The sequence below is a fragment of the Terriglobia bacterium genome (assembly GCA_036496425.1).
Classification (GTDB): Bacteria; Acidobacteriota; Terriglobia; order 20CM-2-55-15; family 20CM-2-55-15; genus 20CM-2-55-15.
Window position 1 is genome coordinate 1 of the sequence record DASXLG010000261.1, and the last position, 16,984, is coordinate 16,984.

The 16,984-nt window shown below is 58.4% G+C and carries 15 protein-coding genes; 10 read left to right on the forward strand and 5 right to left on the reverse strand.

Annotation, left to right across the window (positions count from 1 at the left end; genetic code table 11):
* Window positions 1-204, forward strand: a 204-nt coding sequence (locus tag VGK48_18950; GenBank protein HEY2383259.1) for a pyrroloquinoline quinone-dependent dehydrogenase, incomplete at its 5' end; no start/stop codon positions are given.
* Between the two features lie 494 nt (window positions 205-698).
* Here VGK48_18950 and VGK48_18955 read toward each other — a convergent pair.
* On the reverse strand, window positions 699-1,331 hold the full coding sequence (locus VGK48_18955) for a Uma2 family endonuclease (GenBank protein ID HEY2383260.1): 633 nt from the start codon (window positions 1,329-1,331) through the stop codon (window positions 699-701).
* A gap of 212 nt (window positions 1,332-1,543) precedes the next feature.
* Between VGK48_18955 and VGK48_18960 the strand changes: the two genes are divergently transcribed.
* The 3 genes from VGK48_18960 (at window position 1,544) to VGK48_18970 (ending at window position 6,337) form a co-directional block, all read left to right on the forward strand.
* Complete coding sequence (locus VGK48_18960; GenBank protein HEY2383261.1) at window positions 1,544-3,979, forward strand: ADOP family duplicated permease; 2,436 nt, start codon at window positions 1,544-1,546, stop codon at window positions 3,977-3,979.
* A gap of 551 nt (window positions 3,980-4,530) precedes the next feature.
* Window positions 4,531-5,547, forward strand: a complete 1,017-nt coding sequence (locus tag VGK48_18965) for a hypothetical protein (GenBank protein HEY2383262.1) — start codon at window positions 4,531-4,533, stop codon at window positions 5,545-5,547.
* A 139-nt stretch (window positions 5,548-5,686) separates the two neighbouring features.
* Window positions 5,687-6,337: a fibronectin type III domain-containing protein gene (locus VGK48_18970; GenBank protein ID HEY2383263.1), complete on the forward strand. Its 651-nt coding sequence runs from the start codon at window positions 5,687-5,689 to the stop codon at window positions 6,335-6,337.
* A gap of 66 nt (window positions 6,338-6,403) precedes the next feature.
* On the opposite strand, the gene VGK48_18975 is transcribed toward VGK48_18970, so the two are convergent.
* Complete coding sequence (locus tag VGK48_18975) at window positions 6,404-7,084, reverse strand: uracil-DNA glycosylase (GenBank protein ID HEY2383264.1); 681 nt, start codon at window positions 7,082-7,084, stop codon at window positions 6,404-6,406.
* Window positions 7,085-7,130: 46 nt separating this feature from the next.
* Between VGK48_18975 and VGK48_18980 the strand changes: the two genes are divergently transcribed.
* From VGK48_18980 to VGK48_18995, 4 genes are read left to right on the forward strand one after another with little or no spacing between them, the layout of a single operon-like run.
* On the forward strand, window positions 7,131-7,337 hold the full coding sequence (locus VGK48_18980; protein ID HEY2383265.1) for a hypothetical protein: 207 nt from the start codon (window positions 7,131-7,133) through the stop codon (window positions 7,335-7,337).
* A gap of 31 nt (window positions 7,338-7,368) precedes the next feature.
* Window positions 7,369-8,781: a 5'-nucleotidase C-terminal domain-containing protein gene (locus VGK48_18985; GenBank protein HEY2383266.1), complete on the forward strand. Its 1,413-nt coding sequence runs from the start codon at window positions 7,369-7,371 to the stop codon at window positions 8,779-8,781.
* Window positions 8,732-9,043, forward strand: a complete 312-nt coding sequence (locus VGK48_18990; protein HEY2383267.1) for a hypothetical protein — start codon at window positions 8,732-8,734, stop codon at window positions 9,041-9,043. Before VGK48_18985 ends, VGK48_18990 begins: the two co-directional genes overlap by 50 nt.
* Window positions 9,037-9,414, forward strand: coding sequence for a hypothetical protein (locus VGK48_18995; GenBank protein HEY2383268.1), 378 nt, complete (start codon window positions 9,037-9,039; stop codon window positions 9,412-9,414). The genes VGK48_18990 and VGK48_18995 overlap by 7 nt, the downstream gene beginning before the upstream one ends.
* A 113-nt stretch (window positions 9,415-9,527) precedes the next feature.
* Here VGK48_18995 and VGK48_19000 read toward each other — a convergent pair whose 3' ends face one another.
* The 3 genes from VGK48_19000 to VGK48_19010 are packed head-to-tail and all read right to left on the reverse strand — an operon-like array spanning window position 9,528 to window position 11,639.
* Window positions 9,528-10,301, reverse strand: a complete 774-nt coding sequence (locus tag VGK48_19000) for a DUF4097 family beta strand repeat-containing protein (protein HEY2383269.1) — start codon at window positions 10,299-10,301, stop codon at window positions 9,528-9,530.
* Between the two features lie 13 nt (window positions 10,302-10,314).
* Window positions 10,315-11,085: a HEAT repeat domain-containing protein gene (locus VGK48_19005; protein ID HEY2383270.1), complete on the reverse strand. Its 771-nt coding sequence runs from the start codon at window positions 11,083-11,085 to the stop codon at window positions 10,315-10,317.
* Window positions 11,043-11,639, reverse strand: coding sequence for an RNA polymerase sigma factor (locus VGK48_19010; protein HEY2383271.1), 597 nt, complete (start codon window positions 11,637-11,639; stop codon window positions 11,043-11,045). The genes VGK48_19005 and VGK48_19010 overlap by 43 nt, the downstream gene beginning before the upstream one ends.
* Window positions 11,640-11,827: 188 nt before the next feature.
* Here VGK48_19010 and VGK48_19015 point away from each other — a divergent pair, with 188 nt between their 5' ends.
* Both VGK48_19015 and VGK48_19020 read left to right on the forward strand, forming a co-directional pair.
* On the forward strand, window positions 11,828-14,785 hold the full coding sequence (locus VGK48_19015; protein ID HEY2383272.1) for an AAA domain-containing protein: 2,958 nt from the start codon (window positions 11,828-11,830) through the stop codon (window positions 14,783-14,785).
* The coding region (locus tag VGK48_19020) for a PD-(D/E)XK nuclease family protein (protein ID HEY2383273.1) at window positions 14,737-16,984 on the forward strand (2,248 nt) is incomplete at its 3' end. The genes VGK48_19015 and VGK48_19020, both read left to right, overlap by 49 nt.

Below are 16,984 nucleotides of genomic sequence, written 5' to 3' on the forward strand. Positions count from 1 at the left end.
GCCGCTCTCGATCCATATCTTCACGCCTTCGATTCCGATTCCGGTAAAGAAGTCTGGAGCACCGAATTGCCCGCAAGCGCCCAATCCACCCCGATGACTTATGAATCGAACGGGCGGCAGTACGTCGTCATTTGCGCCGGCGGCCACGGCAAAATGAAAAGCAAAATGGGCGACGCCGTCGTCGCGTTCGCCGTGCTGCCTTGAAATCCCACGAAACCGGATAGGAACTCCTTTTTCATTTTCGGAGAATAAATCTCGATTTCGGAAAGAGAATCTCGAAATAGGAGAAAGAATCCGGAGATAGGAACTCCTTTTTCGCTTTCGGAGAATGAATTTCGATTTCCGGAAAGAAAATCTGGAAATGAGAGAAAGAATCTCGAGATAGGAATTCCTTTTTCGTTTTCGGAGAAAGAATCTCGACTTGGGAGAGAAAATCTGGAAATGGGAGAAAGAATCTCAAGATAGGAATTCCTTTTTACGTTTTAGGAGAATGAATCTCGATTTCGGAAAGAAAATCTGGAAATGGGAGAAAGAATCTCAAGATGGGAATTCCTTTTTCATTTTCGGAGAAAGAATCTCGATTTGGGAAAGAAAATCTCCAGATCGGAACTTAAATCTGGAGATTGTGGGTCAGGTCCGGGAATTCTGTCAGTGTAACTATTCAGCTGTCAGTTAGCATTGTCGTGGGCGTCATCGAACTAAAACACTCGGCGGAAGATATCGGAGAGGGCGATGGCGAGTGCGGGGGTGGGGATCTGGACGACTTGGTTAAGCTCCCGAAGCTCACGGCGTTGCCATTCCTCGGGCTGAATTCTTTCAAAATCTTCGACCAGGACTTCTGTTTGGGAGATCAGAATGTAATGGAGCAGCGTCGGAATGGACTTATAGAGAGTGAACTTATCGCCTCGGTCGTACTCTTCCGTGGCATCCGGCAAAACGTCTACGAGAATTACCGGATTTGTTGCAGTAGCTGACCGGTCCGGTACAAGCTGAACATGACCACAGATCACGCTGATGTCGGGATACGTATAAAGGCCGGCGGGTGTCTGCACTCGCAGATCGCTTCCATACGCGCCACAATCAGTGTGCCGGAGAGCTGTGCGCCAGGACGAAAGAACATTCGCGACGATCTCATTGTGCGGCAGCGATGCGCCAGCCATTACCAATACCACGCCGTTCCGGGTAACACCAGTCAGTTGCGCATCTTCATGCATCGTGTTCGCTGGCTGTGGCGTGGAGTTTTGATTCGTCGTAGTCAGCGTGCTCGAATAAGATGGGATCGTCTTAATCCTCTTCTGAACCGCTGGGTTCCTGTCCCACGTGTTCTGCATCCTTATCCTGATGCCCGCTTCGCCGCTACACATCCAAAGTAAGAGCCGTATGCGTCGGTGCGCACGTACGGATCTGTGCGGGGGGCGCTGAGCAATTGGCGTCCCTACCGCGACAGTAAACCTGCGTAACAGAAATCGATGTCCAACTAACGGGATAGTCAAACGCCGGATTAAGAATTGAAGTCGATCGGGCCGCGAGCGTATCGTGGGCCATGCGATCCGGCAAACACCTGACTCTCGCTTTTCGCAGCTTGCGTTCCGGCGGCCGCTTTACGCTGGTTGCCCTCCTTTTGCTGGCCCTCGGCGTCGGTGCAACCACGGCTATGTTTTCCGTAGTCAATGGCGTCGTGTTGCGGCCCTTGGCGTTGCGAGATCCCGGCCAGTTAATGCTGATCGGCGAACGCACCCCACAGATGCCGCAGACCGCCGGGCTTGCCTGGTTCGACAATCTGGCCGCATTTTCGGCCTGGCAGCGCGAGGCGAATGATTTCACCGGGATGTCGTTGCTCATCTCCAGCCGGCTTCCTGTCATGGGCAGCAGCCAGCCGCTGCTCCTGCACGGCGTCAAAACCTCGACGAACCTTTTCAGTGTCCTGGACGTCCGTCCCGCTCTGGGCCGCACTTTTCAGCCAAGCGACGAGAGGGAGGGATACCTCCCGATCATCATTAGCGACGCACTTTGGCGCTCTGCGTTCAATTCCGATCCAGCGATCATTGGCCGCGATATCGGTATGCCGGGCTCGAACGCCACCGTGGTTGGCGTGCTGCCCGAGGGGTTCCACATACGCGGTCGCGAGTTCGGCCCTATGTTTGATGGATCGCCAGGGGAGTTTTTCCGCCCACTGCAGATCGGGCCGAATGATTTCCTGCACGCAGAAGTCTTCAGCGATTTCGAGTACCACGTGATCGGCCGCTTGAAACCGGGCGTGACGCGGACGGAGGCGCTGGCGCAGCTCAACGTCATTCAGGCTAATCTTGCGCACACCGCTCCGGAGAAGCTCTCGCTGTATGCCGACCTGATCACGATGCAGGACTTCGCCGTGGAGAGGACCCGGCAAGAGCTTTGGCTGTTACTTGGCGGTGCGGGCACGGTTTTACTTATCGTGTGCGTCAACCTTGGCGGATTGTGGATCAGCCGTCTGGCCGATCGTTCTCGCGAATGGGGGATCCGCGCCGCTCTCGGCGCCGCGCCCGGCGAACTCGCCCGCCAGGTTCTCTGTGAGGGCCTCATATTGGGCTTGATTGGCGGACTGCTGGGCGCCACCTGCGCCGCGGCCAGCCTGCACACCTTGTTGGCTGCTGCGCCGGCCAACTTGCCGCGTCTGAGCGAGATTCATATTGAATGGCGCGTTCTCGTCTTCGGTCTCGCGCTCTCCCTGGCCGCCGGTTTCCTGACCGGCCTTGTCCCGGCGCTGCGTCTTGGCCGTCTCGATCCTCAAACTGCGCTGCGCCTTGCTACCGCCACAGCGTCTTCCGGCTTCGAAAGCACACGCGGTCGTCAAGCACTGATCGCTTTGCAGGCGGCGCTCTCAACCCTCCTTCTCACGGCACTCGGTCTGTTGGGGCTGAGCTTCTACAAGCTGGTCTCCGAACCCATCGGCTTCGTCGCCCAACATGCGGTCCAGGTCGAAGTGAGCCTCATCAACTATTCCAATGACCAGCGTTTGGCAATTCTGCGCCAGCTTCCTGCGACAGCTCTCGCTTTGCCCGGAGTGTCGCAGGCCGGCTTCACGACGCAACTGCCGCTGACAGGTGAAAGAGAGTTGGATCGCTTCACGGTGCCGGGGAAGGTGTATACCGACGCGGGCGGACCGCAGATGACTGGTAGTGCGATCAGTCCGGGCTATCTGGGCGCCCTAGGCGTGCCCTTGCTCGCGGGTCGGGATTTGCGCGAAGCCGACCGCAACCAGAACGCGATCGTGATTTCTGCCGCCGCCGGCCGCGCCCTGTGGCCGGAAGATGCCGATGCGCGCGCGGCTGTGGGACGCATGATCGCGGAGGGCGACACTCGATTCAACATCGTCGGAGTCGCCGCCGATGTGCGCACCCGCCTGACGGAGCCCGCCCCGCCTGTGGTCTACGTGCCATACTGGGTCGCGAATCCTCCTTACAGCGGATCGCTGGTCGTGCGCAGTTCGCTGCCGGTTGGCTCGCTGACGGGGCCGTTGCGGCAAGCCATCGGAAAGCTGGCGCCGGTTGCCGCCATTTCGAATTTGCAGGCGTTGGATCAGCTCGAGGCCAACGCCGTCGCACCGCAGCGTTACCAGTTGACGCTGCTGCTCCTGTTTGCGGGCCTGGCGTTGTTTCTCGCTGCGCTGGCAGTTTATGCGCTGGTGGCGCAGAGCGTCGCGCGCCGGAGTAAAGAACTGGCCATCCGCATCAGCCTGGGAGCGGGCGCCGGCACAATCTGGAAAGCCGTGATGCGCCAGGCTCTGAGCCCGGTTGCCGCCGGCCTGGGCAGCGGGCTGACCACCGCGGTTTTGACCGGCCCGCTGCTGCGTTCGCTATTGTTTCACGTGAACCCCACGAACCCGGACGTGCTGGTGGCGGCCGTCGCTACAGTGGCCATCGCGTCCGTCTGCGCCTGTCTCGGCCCGGCTTATCGCGCCACTCGTACCGATCCACTGCGGGCGCTGCGCGCCGATTAACGAACCACTAGCCGATCTTGATGTGGTCCAGATCTTGAAGCACTTTCAAAGCTCCATGCAAAGGCGTTATGCGACACTTGGGCTAAAGGGAAGATGCTCTTATTCCGCCTGTCCTCAATGAACAGCGCAAACGTTGAGTTCCTGCGGGCATCGGCACGTGGTTTCTGGAAGCCCGGCCAAAAAAGTATTCCTTTAGAGTCTGCCTCATCCGGGGACTGAGTTCTGCGAGGCGATTTCTGGCAGTCCTGAGCAGTTTTATTGCCAAACTTTGCTTAATGCGCTTCAGTCACCCCGGAAACGCGCAAAAATTAGAAAAATCGTTCGGCTCTAAGCTGTAGATTTAATTAAACCTATCCCGTTCCGCAAATTTTATTTTCTCAATTTTAATTTCTGAGAGGTTTTACTAACCATAGGCGGCAATTAAAGCCAGCCTGTACGGTTCGACGACCTGAGCGGCATGGTCTGAATCGGCCGCAAATCTCGATAACAATTTTGATCTCAACGCAACGGAAACCGCGCGGTCACAGACCGCGCCTACAGGAGAAAAAAACATGAGCAATATGAATGAGGGCGATCTCATCGCCCATGTGAAGACTATCAACGGAGCGCTGCCGCTCCACGCGGCATTTTCGAACGCGCCGCTGAACATTACAGGCACTGGTATCGATCAAGCGTTTGTGGGATATACTGACCCGCGCTTTTCACTATCTTCGACAGTTGGAGGCCAGCCGGACGTGAGTACGGTTGCAGTCGAGCGCAAACGGCGTCGTTCATTCCGCGTGCCGGTCTTGAAGGCGAAGACCAAAGACGGCAGGCGGTACCAGAGGCCGCCGCACGTCGAGGCGCAAAACGCCGAGATGCTGAGGCTGTCCGAATCGGAGTGGGTGGCGCGGCGCGAAGGCCTCGAGAACGAGACCCTGGTGTTTCTGATTCTTCGGACGCATCGCGTGAATGACACCGTGTGCGGCGTACTCACCGAGGAACTTCGGGAGCGCCAGGATGCCCGGGTCCGCCGTTTCACGCAGCAACTCGATCCGGTCGACGAGGAAACCGTCCTTATGAACGTCGACACGCGGGTTATGCAGCTTCTATTCACCCCGACGCCGGGACGAAAGAGCGCATATCTTCAAGCCCGTTTCGCGAAAGAGGTCGGCGACCTGGCGATCGCGGAAATCAAGAAGCTCGGTAATACGCCGATGGGCAATATTGCCGACTTCGATGAGCGGACGGACGAGGATGTCAAAAAGCCCAAACGCCCGATCGAATTTGTTCCGGACGACGGTCCCGGGCCGAACGATTTCCTGCTCAAACTGGACGCCAGGAATACGCGCCATCAATTGCTCCGGATCGCCTGCGAGAACGTGCCCGACCGCCGGGCGCTGCGCGCGACGGTCCTGTATTTCGGGCATGACATTCCGATCACCTCGACCCGGCGCGGTCAAAAATGTCTGACCCGGATGTACCGGAAGCCGGCGCACGAAATCCGGTACTGGATCGACAGCACTCTCGCCCGCATGCGTGCGGCGCTCGGTGTTGAAACACCGGCCTCCAAACGCAAAAAGAAATAGCAAAAATAATCGAGTTGCCAAGGGTAGAAGGTTCGGCCGCCCTTCTTTAGCTATTTGAGTATAGCCCCTGTTTTTCCACGCGGCCGCGCGTGTCCATTAACCCTTAAGCGCGGGGGTATCCCCGCATTGGAGGTGACTTATGTCACAACAAAAAAAGACCACGATCAAGGCGGTGACGGGTTTCCGTAACATGACTCCCGAAGCCGTTTTCTCGAATGGAAGTGCTGTTTACACCGGTCTAAACGGGAACGCAAAGATTCCCGCTCCGCCGGCTCCGTTCGATCTGCCGACTTTGCTCGCAGCCAACCAGCGGTTGGCTGCGGCAAATGCGGCGGCTCTGGACGGTGGCGCCAAAGCCATCGCTCAGAGAAATCAAGAGAAGGAATTCGTTGTGAAGGTTCTGAACCAGCTCGCCGGGTATGTCACGGCGAATTGCGAGGACGACATCACGATCTTTCTTTCTTCCGGCTTCAAGGCCGCTTCTTTCACGAAGACCACATCACCCACGGCCTCCGAGTCGATTCGTTGGATGAAACTCGGACCGGGCATGGGGCAGATGCGGGTGAAGTTGGTCGCCTATCCGGGCGCCGACAGCTATGACTTGCGTTGGGCGCCGGTTCCGGCCGGCGGCGTTCCCACCGCATGGAATAGCCAGCCGGTCAGCAACACCCGTTCGGCGACCATCGTCTCCGGTCTGACGCCGGGCACTCTCTATGCGTTCCAGGTACGTGCGATCGTCAAGTCCGCTTACACGGACTATGGTGATTCGATCACGCAAATGGCCACGTAGCAGGGTGTAGTTTCGACAGCCCCGAAAGGCACAGAAGTTTGTGCCTTTTGGGGCTTTTTTTTGCCCTCAATCATCCAACGCGGTTCTCGCCCTCCGGAACACATCATCGAACATCGCAATCGTCAGCTTTCCGGTCTGCGTGTTCTGCTGGCTGGGGTGATAGGAACTGATGAGCGTGACTCCATCGGCCAGCTTGCACGCTAGCCCATGGCCGAAGGGCGGCAGTGGTACGGGGTTCTCCCAGCCCAATTCTTTTCGTGCGGTGAAGTAGCTCTTGAATCCGATCAATCCCAGGGTCACCACCGCGCGAACCTGCTTGAGCCGTTGGAGTTCATCTAATAAATAAGGACGGCAATTCTGGAATTCGGACGGCAGCGGTTTGTTGTCCGGTGGAGCGCAGTGAACCGCCGCGGTGATGTAGGAATCGATCAGCTTCAGGCCGTCGTTCCGATCGGTGGAGGTGGCCTGATTGGCAAACCCGAAATTGAAAAGAGCCCGGAACAGCCAATCGCCGGAGCGATCGCCGGTGAACACTCTGCCGGTACGGTTTCCGCCGTGAGCCGCCGGCGCAAGTCCGATGATGAGCAATCGGGCATTCACGCGGCCGAAACTGGGGACCGGCCGGCCCCAGTATTCCCAGTCCTGGAATCGGCGGACTCTGGTGCGCGCGACCTCTTCGCGATAGGCGACCAGGCGCGGACAGCGGCGGCAATCGATGATCTCGTTTTGGGCTGGTAACTTTGTCATTACAGTGGGGTATCGTAGTACACTTGGAGCCGCCGGAAGGCCTGAAATGAAGGCAGATCTATCGTTAGCTGAATTACTTGCGCTCGTGGAGATCGTTGACGAGCATGTCGACCGGAACTTTCCGGGGGTGGACCCGCCCCGCGTGCTGCGGGAGATCCAGCAGAAGCTGGACACCGTGATTGTCCGCCATCGAAAAGAGATCGACAGCGTTATAAAGTCCGCAAAAAAGACAAAGTCCGCCCGTAAAGGCTGAAACTTCCGGCCTCTAGAGTAAAATAACTTCAATGAATTCCATGGCTGTCCGGGTATTGCTTGTTTTACTGCTTGCCTGCGCCTCAGCCTACGGTGCACCCGAGACGCACGTCGTCATCATGCACACGAACGATTTGCGGGGCCATGTGCTGGCCGGACCCGACGCCGGTGGAAGCGCGAAGCTGGCAACCGTGGTTCACGAATCCAAACCGGATTTGCTGCTCGATGCCGGCGGCATGTTTTCCGGCACCCTGATTTCGGACACCTTCCAGGGGGCGCCGGTCATCGACGCCATGAACGCCATCGGCTATGACGCGGCAGCGGTCGGCGGCAATGATTTCGATTTCGGCACCAATTTCCTGACCGCGCGCGCCCGCGAGGCCAATTTCCCATTGCTGTCCGCGAATGCGACGACGCCGATCGACGAGATTCAGGTCGCCGCGGTTTTCAATGCGCAGGGCGTGCATATTGCGGTTGTCGGTCTCACCAGTGAAGAGGTAACCCGTGCCGGACATCCGCAGAACGTCAAATACGTCGACGTTGCCGATAGTCTTCTTTCACTCGAAACCGTTTTGCCAAAGGTTCGCGATCGCGCGGACTGCATCATTCTGCTGACCAACGTCAGCAGTACCGAAGAACAGCGTATTGCGCGCGCATTTCCTGAAATCCGCGTGATCATCGGCGCGCACGAAGAATCCGAACTTCCGGTTCGTGTCGGGCAGACCACGATCGTCACTGCCGGAAAGTTCGGAAAGTACGCCGGCAAACTCGATCTGACATTCAATGATGGAAAGCTCAAAGCCGTTGAAAGCCGGCTGGTGCCGATCGAAAACGCAGAGCCGGATCCGGCCGTGACGAAGCTGCTCGAGCCGTTTGAAGCCAGGCTGAATGAAACATTGCAGCAGGTCGTCGGACATGCTGCGGGAGATCTGTCGCGCTCTACGGCGCAGGAATCGCACATCGGGAACCTCGTTGCGGACGCGGTGCGGGCCAAAACCGGAACTGCGATCGCATTGATCAATGCGGCGGATGCGCAGAAGGGAATCCGGAAGGGACCCATCACGAGCGGGATGTTGTTTGATGTCCTGCCGTCGGAAAATACCCTGGTGACGATGCGTCTCACCGGTGCGCAGATCAAGCATATTCTCGGCCGCAGCGTGATGAGCCTCAGCGGCGTTCGCGTCAAACTGGACGCCAGCAAGCCCGAAGGGAAGCGGCTGGTCTCGGTGCGGCTGGCAGACGGCACCCCTCTGCGCGACAAGGACTTCTATACCGTTACCACCAACGACTTCCTCTGGATGGGGGGCGACGGCTACACCGAGTTTGCCGAAGGTGTTGAGGTTGAGGATACCGGAATTCTGATGCGGGACGCCCTTGCGGAACATATCGCACATCTTGGGACGGTCTCGCCGCAACTGGACGGACGGATTCAGGTTTCCAGATGAGCTTGCTTCTGTCGGCGCTGCTGGTTTTTCAAGCCGCGTCCGCGACGACATCTTTCAACTGCGTCAGTATCTGGGATCGTCGTATCCCGCAGTCATCAATCTGCTCAATGCAAAGAACCAGATCCTCCTGAACAATACGCAACGGCTTGCTCCGGCGCAGGCGGCTCAGATCCGCGCCCACATGCAGGCTCCCCCGAAACTCTTTCCGATCAGCAGCCCATCCTCGGCGCCCACATCCAGAATATCGGCCAGGGATTGCTGACATTTCTTTTTGAAGATGATTTCATCGTGGAACGGGTGAATTTCGTTTTCTGCCCGGCGAATGCGCCGTCGCTGCCACGCGTTCTGGCACTGCAGGTATTGTTCGACGACAGCAGAGCCGTTGCCTCCACGCTGAGATTGTTTCAGGGCGTGTACCAGATGCCTGCGCCGATCAACCCTCCGCCGGACTTCAAACCGCAGCTGATGTATCCCCTGATTGCGAATCTTCCGGTGACGTTCTGGGATCTCGGAACGGTTGAGGCGGTGTATCAGCCCATCCCGGGCAAAGCGCTCATCCGCGGGCAATTCTGGTTGACGGCCAAGAATGTCGTGAGGGAGTGCGGTGATATTCCCCAGCTGCCCAACCCGTAAAGGGACCTATTGGAAATTCGAAATTGGAAGTTCGAGATTGGAAATCCGATTTCCGATTTCCAACTTCCAATTTCGAATTTCCAATAGGTCTCCTGTCGTTCCTTCCCCTCTTTCTATTTTGCTTTCCTGAGGTAGATATTTCCGTTGTGCGTCCGCAGGTCGAAGTCGGCGCCGCCTCCGTTAATTGAGCCGGTGATCGTCTTGTCGGCGGAGCCGGCCTGGCCCGTTTTCATTTGAACATCGAAGTCGGTATAGATGGCGCCATTGTCGGTGCGGAGTTTCAAGTCGGCCTTCGACGCAGCCGGCAAGGTGACGTCGACGGGGCCGTTCCACGAGGTAAATGACATGGGTTTGCCGGCGGCAATTTCGCGGAACGAGACAACGACTCGTCCGTTGTGAGAATCGGCGACAACAGAGCCGCTGGCGTTCACCACGTTTATGGCGCCGTTATGGTTGGTGGCTTCGATGTCGCCGTCGACACCGTCGACCGAGACCAGCGATCCGTTGTGCGATTCCAGCTTTAAGTCGGTTTTGACAGGGACCTCGATTTCAAGGTTGCCGTTCGCGAAATCGGTGTGGCCGCTGCTGATGGTAATGACATTGTTCGTATCGCTTTCGACGACGATGCCCCGGTTGGGCGAATCGATCCGATGCAGTCCACCGGCCTCGGGCGGCTCCGGCCGGGTGTTCAGGCCTCGTTTCGCCGCGATGGTAATGTCGCCGCCGCTGTGCGTCTTCACAGCGATGCTGCCGTTATGCCACTGGACTTTAAGCAGGCCCGGCCGTGAAGGATCGTTGAACTTCACCGTCATCCGTTCTTGAGCGTGTGCGGGCAACGCGGCCATGCTTGCGGCCAGAACCAGAATCGTACTCAGAATTCTTCTCATCGCGGTCTCCTGTTTACCTCAGTTGTTCCAGACCCTTTTCGGCTCGGTCACGCACCGCCGGATCGATGTTGTGATCCTGGGTGAGTTGCTGAAGAGAACCGACGGACTCTTTCTCTTTCAAATCGACGGCGAGGTCAATCAGTGCGATCTGCACCATTGGCGCCTCCTGACGTGTCATGGCGTCGACAATGCCGCGCCGCACAACCGGCTGATTGCCGAACTGCCGCAGTGCGTCCACCGTGGCGAGGCGGACATTGACGTTCGAATCGTGCATTAGTGTGTCCAGAAGCGCCTGCAGGACATCGGCGCCGGGTTCCTGCAATCGATAACTCCAGCCGACACCCTTTAAACGGTCGGTGGCCGATTGTTCCTGCATCAACGACAGCGCGACCATCTGCCGTGTTTGATGGAGTTCGCTTTGCAACTCTGCCAGTTCCGGATTCCGGGCCGGCGGCGTATGCATCCGATATCCGACTCCAATACCGATGACCAGCAAGGCCGCCGCGGCTGCAAACTCCAGAACAGGCCGCCGCCAGTTGTGGACAGGCCGCCGCAGTCCTTCCTCATATGCGGCGAGCATCACGTCGAACCGGGCTTGCAGTTCCGCCGTGGGCTCCGTGGCAGGAGCATTTTCAAGCTGCATCCAGAGCGATTTCAGTTCATCCAGTTCGGCGCGGCAGGCTGCGCACGAAGACAGGTGTTCAACGATCTCGAGGGGAGCCGGCGCTTCGACCCTGGCGATCACATAATCCGCAAACTGTTCACGGACTTCTTCACATTGCATGGTGGTTTCTCATTCGAAAGTTTGAAAAAAATATCCCGCAACTCTTTGATGGCGCGGAAGACGCGCACCTTTATTGTCGATACTTCGCAGCCGAGCATTTCCGCGATCTGTTCGTATTTCATGTCCTGGTAGCGGCTCAGGATGAGAACCTCCCGCTTTTCGGGCGCCAACTTCAGCAGTGCGCACTCCAGCAGGAATACCTGTTGTTCCTGCTCCAGGTCGTCGCCGGGCATTCCGAAGCGGCTTTGCGGTTCTGTGTCGCGGTCTTCGGCCGGGAGGGTCCCGGTATGATGCTTCCGGTAGTAATCAATCCTCGCGTTTCGCGCGATATGAAACATCCAGGCCTTGAAACGGCTTTCATCCCGAAACGTCCCGCGGTACTTCAAAATCCTGAAAAAGACATCCTGTACAAGGTCTTCTGCGGCCGCCCGGCTGCCGGTCAACTTTGCAAAAAAATCGAACAGCAAGCGGTGGTGCCGGTCGAAGAGGAAGGCCAGTTTGCCAACCTCGCCGTTTCTGACGGCCAGCATCAGGTTTTCGTCGGTCTCGTGCATTCAGATAGTTAAAACTCGATAGCTCTGAAAAGGTTACTCACACGAAAGGGGAAGGAACACAAGAAGCACAAGAGGCACAAGAAAAGCGCGGCTTTCTTGTGCTTCTTGTGCTTCTTGTGTTCCTTCCCTTCCTCTACCCGGACCGGATCTGGCCGGTTCAGTGATACAGTCACCACGAGATGGCCTCGGTGAACGCGCTCATTGAGAAGTTGTTGGAGTGTCCCCCTGCGAGCGTGTCCGAAGCGGGCGACCAGCTTCTCGATCAGCTGTCCAGCCGGCAACTCCAACGTGATCATTTCCTTAGCGACCCGCTTGCGCTTGTGGGGCCGCCTTATTTCGCATCGCGATACCTGGCCCAGGTCGCCTTGCGAGCCCTCCGTGGGGAATACGATACAACCGAAGAAGTGCTGGCGAGTCTCCATGCACTGATCGAACGAAATCCTCCGATCCTCGAACGCCGCCGCGATGCCGATACCGGCCGGGTGGTATTGCCGGAAGCGAAGGTTCTGGACCTGCGAAGCCCCAGGCAGGCCGAACCGGGCATCTGGGAGTCTTCGATAGACGCGCTTGTCACGTCCGGGCCCCTGCGTGATCAGGACATCCATATCCGGATCCGGTCGAATCAAAACCGCACGGCCTGCTTTCTGGTTCCTCATCTCTGGACTCATTGTTCGTTCGCCGCGTACAACCTGGTGCCCGGTGAAGGCAACGCATTCGATGCATGCCCGGAAACCTTCCTGGTCCTGGAGCCCATGCGCCAGGTGAACGCGACCACAATCGCACGCAGCCTGCACTGCACGAAGCCGCAATTCGATCAGATGCGCCGGGGAAAAGGCGATGTTACGGTTCAGACGCTCAAGGGGCAACTGGTGCATGCGCTTTTCGATCGCATGCTGGAAGGCGCGGCCGATCTCGAATCGGAATACCGCGCGGTCTTGCCGGGGTATCTCGTTCCTCTGGCATCTGTAACGGATGAGTTCTTCGATGAAAACATGTTTCGGGCGGATGTGCTGCGGCACACGTCCTCCCTGAAAGAGTTTATCGAGCGCAATCCGCACCTGCTCGAGCACACGCAAATCGAATTGAAACGATATTCGGCCACGATCGGCATCCAGGGACGCATCGACGCCGTGTTCCGGGAAGGGAACCGGCTGGATATCCTGGAACTGAAAACCGGCGCCCGCATCCGTCCGGAGGACCATGCTCAGCTCTTCATCTACAGGCTGCTGCTTTCGGATCTGATTCGCCGCTGGCAACGGAGCGATGGCCAGGACGTCGAGATCACCAGCCGCCTGCTGTCTTCGGTCGACGGAACGTTTGCGCCGCTGCGCGTGATGACGGACTTCTATCAGGTACTGGATGCGCGCAACAAGTTGATCGCGATGCAATACGCGCTGGGGCGGGCGGTTTCGCACGTGCCGCCGCGGTATGAAGGGTTCAAAGAGGAGGTCTGCTCGCCGTGCCCTTCATGGACGAGGAACCGCTGCAAAGACAATTCCAACGTTTTTGGGGACCGGCCGGCGTCGGCATCGACCGCCGAGTTGGAATACTTCCGGAAGTTTACGCGTCTCGTTCAGCGCGAGCGCTGGCTTGCCGATCAGGACGTTGCCGACCTGCTCGACGACAGCCGGCTGCAGTTCCGCGTCAGCAATTTCCGTACGATCTGCGGCGCCACGAGCGTTCCCGGCACCGAGCCGTTCACTTTTGAATTCGAACAGAATACTTCCGACCTGGAGGTCGGTGACAGTGTCCTGATTCATGCCGGCAGGATCTCCAGCACCGCCACATTTCACGGACACGTGCGCCACATCGACACGCGGCGGATGCGCGTCTCCATTCCGCTGAAGAATCTGAGCCCGAGCGTGTTCGAGGGGCAGGCGTGGATCGTCGACCGGTTTCCAAGCGATGTTACAGCGGAGGCCAGTCATACGGCGCTGTACGATTTTCTGGTGTCTCCCATGGACGGGAAAAAACAGGCGATTTTAGGTCACGGGCTTGAAGGATCGGCCGGCTTCAAGGCCGCCGGGTCTGTTCCATCGGTGGCGGATCTGGCAGCGCATTGCGAGGTGTTTCACCTGATCTGGGGTCCGCCCGGAACCGGCAAGACGAGAGTTATTCCGGAGATCGTGGAGCGCGTATCCGGGCCTGTTCTGCTCGGGGCTTTCACGAACACGGCTGTAGACAAGATGCTGATTGCCCTGCTGGCGCACGATCCTTCCGCGCGGTTCCTTCGCGTCGGCCGCTCATCGGATTCAGCGGAACTTGCGCGTAAGATTCAGGGCGATCCGGCGGATTTCTTCACGGAAGACCTCGCGCTGAAGTACGGTACGGTCACCGCAGTCAAGGCGGCGTTGAATCAGACGCGGATCGTCGCGGCGACGGCGCATCGCGCCTCGACGCTGCCCTATTTGCGCACGCGGGCTTTCGAAATGGCGATCGTCGATGAAGCCGGACAGCTCACGGAGCCCCTCACGCTCGGTTTGATTCTGCGCTCCAGGCGTTTTGTCCTGATCGGGGATGACCGTCAACTCCCGCCGGTCGTGCGGACACATGGCCTGGCGCACTCCATGTTCGAACGCCTCAAGCGCGAGACCGGCAATGTGACGATGCTCGAGACGCAATACCGCATGCATCCCCAGATCATGGAAGTATCGAACCGGCTTTTCTATGACGGCAGGTTGAAAGCCGGCGTGACTGAGAATGAACGGCAGCCCATCGATGGCGCCCCCGTCGTTTTCATTCCCGTCGAGTCCTCGCGTGATGGCCGTTCCAATCTCGACGAAGCCCGGGTTGTTGCCGATCTGGTCCGGTCCTATGTGCACGAACGCGGAGTTCGCCCCGATGCCATCGGAGTTGTGTCGCCTTTTCGAGCGCAGGTTGTGCTGATGCGGCAGATGCTGTCGGACACGGGCGTGACCGTCGACACTGTGGAACGATTCCAGGGCGGCGAACGCGACATCATGATCCTGTCCTTTGTCCGTTCCCGCGGCACGGGATTTGTCTTTGACGATCGCCGGCTGAATGTGGCGATCACCCGCGCCAGGCGCAAGCTGGTTATGGTTGCCCACCCCGAACTCTTCTCGAAGTCCAGGTACGAATGGATCTGCACCTTTACCGAAGCTCTCAAGACCGCTGGCACGATCTGAGATCGGTAGCGCGGGAACGGGGAGCCGTGCTCGCCGTGAATGCCGTCACTGTCGATGAACTGGTGCGGCGGATCACGCCGGATGTTGTCAGCATTACGGCTGCACAGCGGCTGGTCGCCATACGGGAAATAACGCGGGCTGAAGCCTGCGACTACAGCGCGCGTTATCTGTTTGATGCGATTGCCGAGTTGAAGAGTGCACGGCTCCGGCCTGCCGAACTGAGATCGGCCGAGGCCTCATTCCTGGCAGATACGCTGGATGAGTACGATCAGTTCCTTCGACGGGAGAACCTGTGCGATCCGCAAGACCGGCGCGCGCTGTCCGCCGCACGCGTCAGAGAAGGCGACGTGCCGTGGCTCCAGAGGTTCGAGCGCGTCGTTCTGCACACGCTTTATGACCTGTCGGAAGCCGAATTTCTTCTGATCCGCGCTTTGATTGAGTCTCTTCCGGATGGTGGAACCGTCGTGATGTTCAACACCACGGCGAACGTAAAGCCGACTCAATTTGCCGAATGGACCTGGCAGCGATTCATTCAAGATGAATCGCTGTCGGAGAAGACATTTCCCGATTTCTGTAAACGGTCTCATCCGGGCCGGCCGGTGCTCGAGAAACTTTTTGTCTTCGAGCCTCACGAACCGCTTCCGCCGGACGATTCTCTGCGCATCATCGAGGCCTCGGGCCGCTATGAGGAGATCGTCACGATCGGCCGTGAAGTTATAAGCCTGATGGAGCGCGGCGAAAGCCCGTCTGAGATCGCGATCGTGGTGCGCCATATCGATATCTACGGCGAGATGCTCGAGGACGTTTTGACGCGCTATAACATTCCACATGCGTTCGAAACCGGCGTACCCCTGCTGCGAATTCCGTTTATCAAATACTGGTTTTCGCTGCTCGAGCTGGCCGCGAGCGAACGGCCGCGCGAAGCGCTGGCTCGCGTGATGTCGAGCGCCTACTTCCGGCCGCGGCTGTCGGCGCAACCTCAAAAAACAGAGGTCGAAAGAGATTTGATGCGGATGGGATATATCGATCGGCATCACCTGCCGGCATCGGCTCTTGCGGCGCGCAAGAACTCGCCGCTGACGGTCGAATTACAGCGCCTCGAAGGTTTTCTTGACGGGTTGGAGCGCTCTACCGGAAGTTTCGCGGCTTTTCTGTCGCAGCTGCAGCCCGCCGCGCCTCTGATCGAACGGGACCGCCAGGCCTGGCGGGTTCTCGTCGAGGAACTGGAATCGGTTGCCGCGAGCGAAGGCACGTTCAGCGAATTTCGAAACATTGCGCTGGAAATCGCCGCTCTGCGGACCGTGGATCGGTCCGCCGCTGCCACTGCTCCAGGATTGCCGCGCGTTCGGATCATGAGCCCGCATTCGCTGGGGGCGCGCAGCTACCGATGGATTTTTGCGCCCGGCTTCGCCGACGGCGAGTTGCCAGGCAGATCTCCCGTGAATCCGCTGTTCAGCGAGGAAATCGTCGAATCGATCAATTCCCATATCCGGCCGCGGCGTCTCTTGACCGCGCGTGACCGGGCCCGGCGCGAACCGCTCTATCTCTTCATGATTCTGGATTCGGCAGCGCAAAGGGTCACCTTGACCTATCCGAACAGTACTCTGGAGGGAGAGCCGATCTATCCGTCGGTATACGTCCAGGAGATCGCACGGCATTTTGAGGTTTCGCCCGTCATGGCCTCGCCTGTAGCACTGCGCCACCCCCTTCCGAAGAGTGAGGGCGAATGGCGGGTTGCGGTCGCGGATCACTGGAGGAGGGGTTCGCTGACGGAAACAACCGCGCGAAAGCTGCTCGGCGACGGCCTGATCGATCGGGCTCAGCTGGAGGCGAAAGGCGCGGCGCGCGCTCACTTGGGACGCGGCGTGTTAAAGCTCGATGGAGTGTGGAATCCAAGCGAGCTGAATGCGCTGGACAGTTGTCCGTTCGTTTTTCTGTCGCGCTACCGGCTGAGGCTTCGCGTGATCGAGACTCCGGATTTCGAAGTACCCGCGCTGGAGATCGGAATTCTCGCGCATTCGATTTTGAAGGACTTTTATTCGCAGCCGGTGCCGGCCTCGACCGATGAAGCTCGCACGCTGATGAATACGGTCGCCGCCCGCCGGCTTGCTGGAGCGGATGTGAGCGGGCAGGGTCCGTATTCGGTCTTCGATCCTGCGTTGTGGAAGATTCGCCGCCGCCAGCTGGTCAGCGTTCTGA